Source organism: Komagataeibacter rhaeticus, assembly GCF_003207855.1.
Classification (GTDB): Bacteria; Pseudomonadota; Alphaproteobacteria; order Acetobacterales; family Acetobacteraceae; genus Komagataeibacter; species Komagataeibacter rhaeticus.
The window spans coordinates 1-8,936 of record NZ_NKTZ01000039.1; the positions used below are offsets into that span (position 1 = coordinate 1).

At 60.4% G+C, this 8,936-nt stretch carries 10 protein-coding genes and 2 pseudogenes; 3 read left to right on the forward strand and 9 right to left on the reverse strand.

Going from position 1 to position 8,936, the window contains the following annotated elements; all coding sequences use genetic code 11:
* Positions 1-750: pseudogene (locus tag CFR78_RS15405) on the reverse strand (IS3 family transposase); the annotation flags it as partial.
* Between the two features lie 473 nt (positions 751-1,223).
* On the opposite strand from CFR78_RS15405, the gene CFR78_RS15410 reads away from it, so the two are divergent.
* On the forward strand, positions 1,224-1,490 hold the full coding sequence (locus CFR78_RS15410; protein ID WP_139064242.1) for a DUF4158 domain-containing protein: 267 nt from the start codon (positions 1,224-1,226) through the stop codon (positions 1,488-1,490).
* A gap of 24 nt (positions 1,491-1,514) precedes the next feature.
* Here the strand turns inward: CFR78_RS15410 and CFR78_RS15415 are convergent.
* Positions 1,515-1,652: pseudogene (locus CFR78_RS15415) on the reverse strand (IS5/IS1182 family transposase); the annotation flags it as partial.
* A gap of 91 nt (positions 1,653-1,743) precedes the next feature.
* Entirely contained in the window at positions 1,744-2,904 is a 1,161-nt protein-coding gene (locus CFR78_RS15420; RefSeq protein ID WP_225063296.1) for an OprO/OprP family phosphate-selective porin, read from the reverse strand.
* Between the two features lie 119 nt (positions 2,905-3,023).
* Between CFR78_RS15420 and CFR78_RS16810 the strand changes: the two genes are divergently transcribed.
* Positions 3,024-3,317 (forward strand): recombinase family protein, encoded by a 294-nt coding sequence (locus CFR78_RS16810; RefSeq protein WP_456305861.1) that lies wholly within the window; start codon positions 3,024-3,026, stop codon positions 3,315-3,317.
* A gap of 29 nt (positions 3,318-3,346) precedes the next feature.
* Positions 3,347-3,478 carry a Tn3 family transposase gene (locus CFR78_RS15430; protein WP_007396273.1) on the forward strand — a complete coding sequence of 44 codons (132 nt, stop codon included), beginning with the start codon at positions 3,347-3,349 and terminating at the stop codon, positions 3,476-3,478.
* Positions 3,479-3,817: 339 nt separating this feature from the next.
* Here CFR78_RS15430 and CFR78_RS15435 read toward each other — a convergent pair whose 3' ends face one another.
* From CFR78_RS15435 to CFR78_RS15460, 6 genes are all read right to left on the reverse strand, one after another.
* Positions 3,818-4,477: a YoaK family protein gene (locus tag CFR78_RS15435; RefSeq protein WP_007396274.1), complete on the reverse strand. Its 660-nt coding sequence runs from the start codon at positions 4,475-4,477 to the stop codon at positions 3,818-3,820.
* Positions 4,477-5,646, reverse strand: a complete 1,170-nt coding sequence (locus CFR78_RS15440; protein WP_034928629.1) for an oxalate decarboxylase family bicupin — start codon at positions 5,644-5,646, stop codon at positions 4,477-4,479. The genes CFR78_RS15435 and CFR78_RS15440 overlap by 1 nt, the downstream gene beginning before the upstream one ends.
* A gap of 253 nt (positions 5,647-5,899) precedes the next feature.
* Complete coding sequence (locus tag CFR78_RS15445; protein WP_034928507.1) at positions 5,900-6,568, reverse strand: DUF6118 family protein; 669 nt, start codon at positions 6,566-6,568, stop codon at positions 5,900-5,902.
* A 12-nt stretch (positions 6,569-6,580) separates the two neighbouring features.
* Positions 6,581-6,850, reverse strand: coding sequence for a Txe/YoeB family addiction module toxin (locus CFR78_RS15450; protein ID WP_084149616.1), 270 nt, complete (start codon positions 6,848-6,850; stop codon positions 6,581-6,583).
* Positions 6,847-7,122, reverse strand: a complete 276-nt coding sequence (locus tag CFR78_RS15455; protein ID WP_034928502.1) for a type II toxin-antitoxin system Phd/YefM family antitoxin — start codon at positions 7,120-7,122, stop codon at positions 6,847-6,849. Before CFR78_RS15455 ends, CFR78_RS15450 begins: the two co-directional genes overlap by 4 nt.
* Before the next feature lie 52 nt (positions 7,123-7,174).
* The coding region (locus CFR78_RS15460; RefSeq protein ID WP_110581343.1) for an AAA family ATPase at positions 7,175-8,936 on the reverse strand (1,762 nt) is incomplete at its 5' end.

Below are 8,936 nucleotides of genomic sequence, written 5' to 3' on the forward strand. Positions count from 1 at the left end.
AGGACAGGACCTTGCGCGTGAACCAGTCCATGATCGCCACGAGATAGAGAAATCCCCGTTTCATGGGAATATATGTGATATCGGAACACCAGACCTGGTCAGGCCGATTGATGACCAGATCCCTTAGCAGATATGGATATTTCCGATGCTCCGGATGGGGCACGGTCGTGCGCGGCTTCTGGTAGATCGCCCGCAGGCCCATGATCGCCATGAGCCGCCGGACCCGCTTGCGGCCCACTTCATGTCCCTGGCGGCGCAGATGCCATGTCATCTGCCGTGAGCCATAATACGGCGTTTCCAGGAACTGGGCGTCGATCAGCCGCATCAGCTCCAGATTGGCTTCGCTCTGTGGCACAGGCCGATAGTAGACGCCCGACCGGTTGAGTTGCAGCAGCGTGCATTGCCGGATTATCGGCAGGCATGCTCTCTTCGGGTCAATCATCTGCCGCCTCTGATCACGCCCAACCGAGCAGAGGCATCCCGCAAAAAATCCCGTTCCACCAGCAACTGGCCGATCTTGGCGTGCAGTTTCTCTACATCAGCAGGGCTGACTGAAGGTTCCGTTACTGACTTACCAGAAAAAAGGCTTGCCATGCCTTCGATCGCCTGGCGCTTCCATTGGGCGATCATCGTCTGATGCACGCCATGTTTCGAAGCCAGTTCCGCCAGCGTCAGTTCCCCACGGATCGCCTCCAGCGCAACCCGTGACTTGAACTCTGCCGCATACCGTTTCCGCGTAACCTTGCCCATAAAACCCGTCCTCGTTCAGGCCAGATGATAGCTTATCGCCCTGTCCGAAAAATGGGGACCACCTCTGTCATCCGACAAGTCACAGATGAAGAATGGGAAAGCTTTGTTGAGGGCGTGAGATCGGCCTTTCAGACTGACTGAAGCCTGACAGGGCGAGTAAAAGGACAAGGCGCCGTGAACCGCTCTGGATTTGACCGAAACCAATCCTCATACACCTTGTAGCTACATCCGCTTTGAGGCGTCGGAGTACTGCGCTCTGACGTCGGGAAAACGGGCATTAACAATCTGTCCGATAATCCATATTACCGGACAGGTTCGGGGCGGGGAGAATTTTTCATCCACGTCACCTGTAGCCACCCGCACAATCTGGCAGAACCTTACGCAAGGGCCTACTTCTGGCTAACATGATTAAGGTTTTAACATAAACCTTAATCATGTTAGGGAAATCCGGTGTCAGGAAAAGGTTGGGCAGGATGAAGCGTGAGGATCTGGCCGGCGGGATCCGGGAATGTCTGCAGCGACTACCCGCCTCCTATGCCCAACATTACGGGGTCGTGCCCCCATCGGTACAGCCGCCAGAAGCCATGATCGCATTCACCACCCATCAACTCGGCATCTCTGCAACGGACTTTGCTGATTATGGCGAACGCGTCGTTGTGCGTCATGCCGGGCAACTGTCTATCGCACGCTCGGCAGAACGCTACCGACGTTCTCAACGCGTTCTACCTAAACGTACGTAAAAGGCACTTTCGTGTCGTCAGCCCTACCTCGCGCATATCCGTCGTGCGAGGGCGACCACCCCGTTTGGCCCGGGGGACGAACGGCATGATCAAAGTTTCCTCCCCGTACGTCATATCCGATAGATATCACAATCTTTCCCGGCTAGGTTCATGTTGAGCAATATCAGTTCATGTCACCATTCACTCCATCTCTCTACAAAAACGGATGAATCACAACAGGCTGGTATTGTTCAAAAACTTTCGGATCGGGCTTTTAGAATTTTATCTGGAACATCGACATGACCGCATGAAAATGTTCGGCAGACGGCGTGCGTGTGACCTGCCCGTATTCATATTGCACAGTCGTGCGGATGATGCCCGTGGGCCACCAGTTCACGGCCAATGACCCGGTCTGCTGGTCGCCGCCATGTATGGGGCCGGATTCAAGATCGACCTGTGAATAGCGGGCCGCGATTTCCAGCACGCCATAGCCGTTACACAGCACGCTCTGTTTCCTGTCGCATGACGGCGAGGAAAATGCTGCCGTGCGTCCCTTCCATTCCCGCTGCTTTCCATTGATGGTGTAGCCAAGCTGTCCGTACCATCCGTGAAAGCGTAATTGCTCGCTATCGTTATGGAGGTGGCTGTTCAGCAGGATGTCATAGGCCTCGCCCTGAAACAGCAGTCTTTTCCATGATACGGCCGCCTCCACCCCGAAGGCACCCCCGCTGTCGGACAGGATCTTTCCTGTATCAAGGTATTTTGAAACCGTCCCCGGATTGATTTCCGGGTTGTCGGACAATGACAGCGCGGGGGCGGCGTTGCGTGCGGAAGCCGGGCGGAAGACCCATTCCCCCGAGAATCCCAGATGGAACAGCACGGAGCGCGTGCGCACCGGCAGGCCGACAAGGCGGAAGGCCATGGCGCGCTGGTTGCCGTTTTCGCCCGGTCCCGCAGTGCCTGCGGTGGCGGACAGGGCGAAATGATAGCGTTTCCCGTATGCTTCCGCCTGCACGGCCTGCCGTTCGATACCCGTGGCCAGGTTGCGCGTCAGGGTGGAGATGCTGGAACGTTCGATAAAGACGGTATCGCCCTGCGCCTGCATGGATTCAAGGCCGAAGCTGGGCTTGAAAATCCCTGCCGTGAATACGAAATGCCGCAGCCCAACATAGGAAACCTGACCTTCAAACAGGCGCATTGGCCCACCGGGCGCGGGACCGAAATCCCATATGGCCCCGATTTCAACCTGCTTGTGGATATTCAGTCGCACACCATTGCGCATGCGCGCGCCCCGTGCCCCCGTGCCCGGATGGGCGGGGGACGCATCGGCGAACCCGCCCACATCAAGCTGATCCGTGGCGTAGGGCTTTATGGTCACGCCATGCAGGTCAATGGTGGGCACGTTCTGCGCATGGGTGGGACCGGCGTACAGCACTACGAAAAAGCATAACGCGGACCCGGCTTGCAATCGACATGACAAGGGATGGTAATCTCCACACAATGCTTGGGCGCGCTTGAATACAAAACACAATATGAATTTATGTATCTTCTTGAATGTTTTATGGAAAGTCGTTATATATAGAAAAATATCGTGTCATATTTTTTGAGATATGTTTACGGTTTATATTTCCTTTTTGCGAGAGATATTGTTCTTTATCGTATCTGCAAAGTAGTCTCGAAAAAAAGTGGCATCCGCTATTTTTTAACGATGCACGCAACATTCATTCCGACAAGGCCTCTGGTGCCCACGATGATCGTCCGGGCCTCAAGACGTGCCTCGCCTGGCTCAAGGAAGGGGATACGCTGGTGGTCTGGAAACTCGACCGTCTAGGCCGTTCGCCACCTTGATCCTTACCGGCGTCACCAGCACATCGCAGATGTTGGAACGGCTCGGTTCTTATCCTCACTCGAACGGTCTCGCCCTTGCCCTGCGAGAGATGGGCCCCGTCGAGCTTATGCTGTTCACGCTCGACTGGATCGAGTTCCCCGAGGAACTCTGCCCGTTCTAGCAAGCCATCACAATCGCCGATAATCCTTAGCGTATATCTGTGCCCATTTTATATACGCCACCCGTTTTAAAACCACCAGATGTATCCCTGCTGACCGCTCCCCCTGCGTTATCTCGCGATTGACCATCTGCGTCAGAAGGTTGATAGAAAAGAGGGGGGGGGGGGGACTTGGTCCCAGTCCGTTCGGAGCAGTCGTGGCGCTTCGCATCCACGCTGAAGCAGATACGCTCCGACATGGGGACAGCCGGAAAATCGGAAGGGCGCGCCGGGACGCGGGCGTTAATGACGTGTCCCGACTGCGCATGCCAATCATGGACATGCAGTCGTGTACGACATGGATTAGCCCTCTTCCAGATCCGCAGTATGAAGGAAGCATAACGCGATCAGAAGCGGGATGGGAAACAGGAAAAAAGCCGATGTCATGTCCTGCGCCGGTACGGACAGGAAAGCCCCGGCGATGCAGCAGCCCCACCCAAGGCCGGGGAGCATGGAGATGGGAGACAATGCCCACTTCCCGTCCTTCAGTCCCCACAGGTACGCGATGATGTTGTTGGCGAATTTAATGATGTTGTTCGTGACGACGATAGTCTGTACGGATGCGCCGGAAAAGCGCGACAGCACTTCCCCCTGCATGGCCATGGCCACGGTCAGGAACAGCGTCTCGGCCCGGGAACTGGCGTTCGCGGCATGGGACCAGTGCACGAACTGCGCCAGCAGCAGCAGGGCTGCGATCCACAGCCATTCATACCGCCACTGCCGCAGTGACCGGCGCACGATGGCGGCGCCCAGCGCACCCATGAAAAATAGCCCCAGCACGGTCCCCACACTGGCAACCCGCCCCCAGTCATGCCGGGCCAGCGACACGCCAAAGGTCGTGGAATTCCCGGTCATGGCCGCGCTGTAGATACCGTGGAGTTCGACATATCCCACGGCATCCACATAACCGGCGATCAGCCCCAGTGTCGCGACACGCAGGACAGGGTACAGGGCCGGGTTCATCAGACGATGAGGGGCTTGTCCTGACGCAATTTCGACAGGGTTTCCTCATCAAGGTTGAGGTGTTCCTTCACCATCTGGCGTGGCGACAGGCCCAGCCACTGGTTGGCGGAGAAATCGGCGAACCTGTCGCTTTTGAAGGCTTCGAGGAACACCATCGGCTCGTCACCGATATTTTCAAGGTAATGGCCCATGCCAAGCGGCACATACCCGACATCCCCCGCGCAGTAATCAAACGTGCGCGCCTTCCCGCCGGAGGCAAAGACGGTCATGCGGGCGCGGCCACGCACGAAATACTGCCACTCATCATTGTTGGGATGCCAGTGCAGTTCACGCATCCGACCCGGTTCGACGACATTGATGGCAGCCGCGATGGTCGAGGCCACGGGGAAATTGCGCGAATCCACGACGCGCACGGTCCCGCCCGCTGCCTTTGCCGGGGGCTGCTGCAGGAAGCGGTGCGTATAGCGGATGGGGGACGGACCCTGCGGGCACCTGATCGCGTCTTCCTTGGCGACGGTGGGTTCGGTGCCGTTGAAGATCCAGCGGGTCTTTTCCACGTCGGTCGGCAGGTTGGCGAACGCCGATTCCGGCACGCCGAAATTCTTGGCAAGGATGTGGCGGGGCGTATGCGCGAACCAGTCGCTGATGAGGAAGGTCTCGTTTTCCGAAAAATTGGCATCGTCGAAGACCAGCAGGAATTCGCATCCTTCGGTGCCCAGTCCCTGGATGGAATGGGGAATGCCGGCGGGGAAGTTCCAGATGTCTCCGGCCTCCACATCATCCACGAACGGGCGGCCTTCGGTATCGAGTGCCGTGACACGTGCCTTGCCCGCGATCATGAAGCCCCATTCGGCTTCTTTGTGATAATGCAGCTCGCGATACCCACCCGGCTTGAGGCGCATATTCACACCAGCCAGCGTCGTGGCGGCAGGCAGTTCGCGAATGGTGATTTCGCGTGCCCATCCGCCCGATCCCAGACGGTTGCGCGCGTCGGCATAGGAGAACTTCAGGTTCGGGATGGTTCCGGCGTCCGTATCGGGGGAGGCGAGGAGGTCGGGCACCTCGCGTTCACGTGGAAGGTTGCGGGGGCCAAGAATGCTTGCGCCACGATCACCGCGGATGGGTTCCGGTGCTTCAGGCTTGGAGGTGAGCCAGGGAAGGTCGGTCATTGTCTGGGATTCCTGGAAGATTGCCGCAGTCACAGTATGGAATGGAATATCCGGCGCATTGATTGATATCAATATCCGGCCGCCTCCTGCGGTCCTGAAAAGTCATATTGGGGAACGGTGAGATTTTGTTCAAAAACGTACGCTCTCATAACCGTCATTTGAGAGTATCCGTTGTGGTCAAGCGGCTTTTGGCGTCCAAAGCCGATCTTTGTGAAGCAGGGCGTTTGCGAGGACAACTACGGCGTGTCGTCAGTTATGACCCATCCGGCCGGATGGTCAGGACACAGGGCTGGTCCACCTTCGTCTCGTTGGCCGTTTTCTGGCAGGCGGTGATCCGGTCCCGACTGGCGTCCACAAGTCGGTTGGCCCGGACCATATGCCGCAGGCTTTCGGGATTGTCGGCCTCCATCATCAACGCACCAGATTCCCACCGATCCTGTCCGCCTACGATGAACGAGGCCACGCGCGTCCCCAGTGAGGACGGCAGGAGGTAGGTCAGGATAGGCGAGAACCCGATCCCGACAGCCAGACAGGCCAGCCCGACCTTCAGCACCCACCAATTCTGACGGTCCTGGGTGCGCGCCTGCCCGACAATGTCGGTCAGCTGCTGCCGCTCCACCTGAACCGCACGGATCGCGGTATGAAAGGCGGCCTGCATGTCCTGACAGACGGAAAGCCCTGCCTGTCGTACCCCCTGCCCATACGCCTGCGGCGTCATTTTCAGGGTCGGACTGGCCTCGATCGCCTTCATACGCGCGCCCACGTCGTTCAGGGCCTTGACCAGCCTGGCCAGGTCCGGCGTGTAGTCTGGCGGCCGGCTGTCCCGCCATGCCTGGGGCAGCGCTTCCACGCTGCGCCGGAGCACCGTCATTTCGGCGCACAGATCCTCAAAGGCACGGGCTGCCGGATCCGTCTCGCTCATGACGCCTCTCCTTCAGTAATGAAACCGGCACTGGGCAACCTCGATCCGCTGATCCTCTCCCGCGCGGCCCTGAACCCGGTAGACCAGACGATGCTCCCCCGTAATCCGTCGGGACCACCACCCGGAAAGTTGTCCCTTCAGTGGTTCCGGCTTGCCCAGCCCCTGAAATGGATGCCGCCTTACATCCTCGATCAGGGCATTAACCTTCCCAAGAACAGCATGATCTGACTGGAACCAGGAAAGATAATCCGCCCAGCCATTTTCATGAAAAATGACCTTCACGCCGACGGCTCACCCTGCGGCTCCAGAAGATCACGCTCGGTCGCCACCCCATGCTCGATGTCACGAATGCTCCCCAACAGCCTCTCCGCGTTGCGTGGGCTGCTCAGGAGATGCACGGTTTCCTGCCAGCCGGAGAATTCTTCTTCCGACATCAGCACGACACTGCCTTTCCCGGTCTTACGCGTCACGACGATCGGCGCGCGGCTGTTCACGGCTTCGTCCAGATAATGCGCCAGGTTCTGGCGCAGGTCGGTATAGGAAACACAGGTCATGATCGGTCCTCCATGACCATTATAACGTACAGTTTTCTGTACGTCTCCTGTTTTACATCCCCATATCCATATCCCGCCCCCTGGAGCGCGACAGCGAGCGCGTGCGCTGCGGCTGCAATCCATGATCGAGCGTCGATCCCTTCCGGACGCCCAGTTCATGCCCCTTCTGCCGCAGGAGGGATTCAAGCTGCGCGTCCCGCTTCAGCTCCCTGAGCGCCACACCCTGCTGCTCGCGGCTCAGCCCGTCCCACGCCTTCACGAACCGCGCGGCCCGCAGTTCTGGACTTGTCCGCACCCTGTCCTCGTGCTCCAGCCCCTCGACCAGCCTGCGCGCCCGTGCCGGCCCTTCCAGCCCATACAGGGCCTGCCGGATCTCCGGCTCATGCTTCACGGCGGTTTCCAGAGCGATCACCGCCCCGGGCCTTAGCCGTTCCAGAGCCGTGCTGGCGTCAAGCCATGCCTTCTTCTGGTGCTCCAGCACCGGCAGGTCCTGCTCCACCATGCGCCCGATGTCCCGCACCGCCCGCGCATACTGCTCCACCGCCTGGTGGAGCGGGTCACCACCCGGTACAAACCCACCCAGCCCGGCCGGCACCTGCGCGCGCTGCACACGCGGCAGCCGCAACCCGGCAAAGGGCGAGGCGGGAGCCTCACGCCCGGCCCCACTTTCCCCCTTGCCGGCCCCGGCATCCATCCCGGCCGATACGTCTTTGTCCGCCGCCCGGCCACGCCCCCGCACGGACAGATCCAGCCCGTCGAACATCCCGCGCTTCCGCTGCGCCGGTGCCGGATCTGGCGTACGGACAGCTTCGGCCTGCCTGTCCTTCCGGGGGCCAGCGACGGCCTTGCCGCGCTCCACCACGATCTCGCTCTCGGGGACATACAGCCCGCGCCGCCGCGCGAACCCGGCATCCCGATCCCGGACCTGCGGGTAATCCAGCGTGGTATCCTTCAGCCGCTCGCGCGACAGCCGCTTCACCAACCCGTCCCAGTTGCCCACGTCATCCCGGCCCCAATGGACGGACACGCTCTCCCGGTGCCGTGACAGCGCCACATAGGCCCCGTGCCGGTCCATGCTCCCCGTCGCCAGCACATGCGCCCGGTCCACTGTCACACCCTGCGATTTGTGGATGGTGGCCGCATAGCCATGATCCAGCGCGTCATAATCCGCCACCGACACGGACACGACCCGGCCAGTCCCGGCACCACCCGGCCCGTCGAGCTGCACCGACAGCACGAGATCCCCGGCATCAGGCGACCCCGTGATGCCCCGCACCGTGCCCAGCGTGCCGTTCTTCACCCCCAGCTCCCGGTCATTGCGCAGGAAGTAGACCCGCTCCCCGTCGGCAAACATCCGCTCGCCCTGGACGGTCGGTACCAGCACGTCCTCACCCAGCTCACCCGCCTCCCGCCGGATGGCGCGTGCCGCCTCGTTCAGCGCCCGCACATCGACACGCCGGTGCGCCAGCATGATCTGGCTTTCTTCGGGCGCAGCCTGCCGGGCTTCATCCCACCCGGCCACTACCCCGGCCCGCGCCTCTTCCAGCGTATCATGCCCGCGCACCAGGCCAGCCGCCTCATAGCGTCCCAGCGCTTGCTCTGTCCGCCCGGTCGCAAGCGCCTTCGTGGCCGCCTGCTGCCAGCCTTCACGCTGCCGGCGCACCGTCGTGATCTCCACCGACCCGACCCGCTCGGCCACCGCCCGGAACGCACCACCGGCCTCGATCGCCTGCAACTGCTCGGGATCACCCACCAGCACGACCTTGGCCCCGGCACCGCGCGCGGCCGACAGCACCCGCTCCATCTGCCGTGAC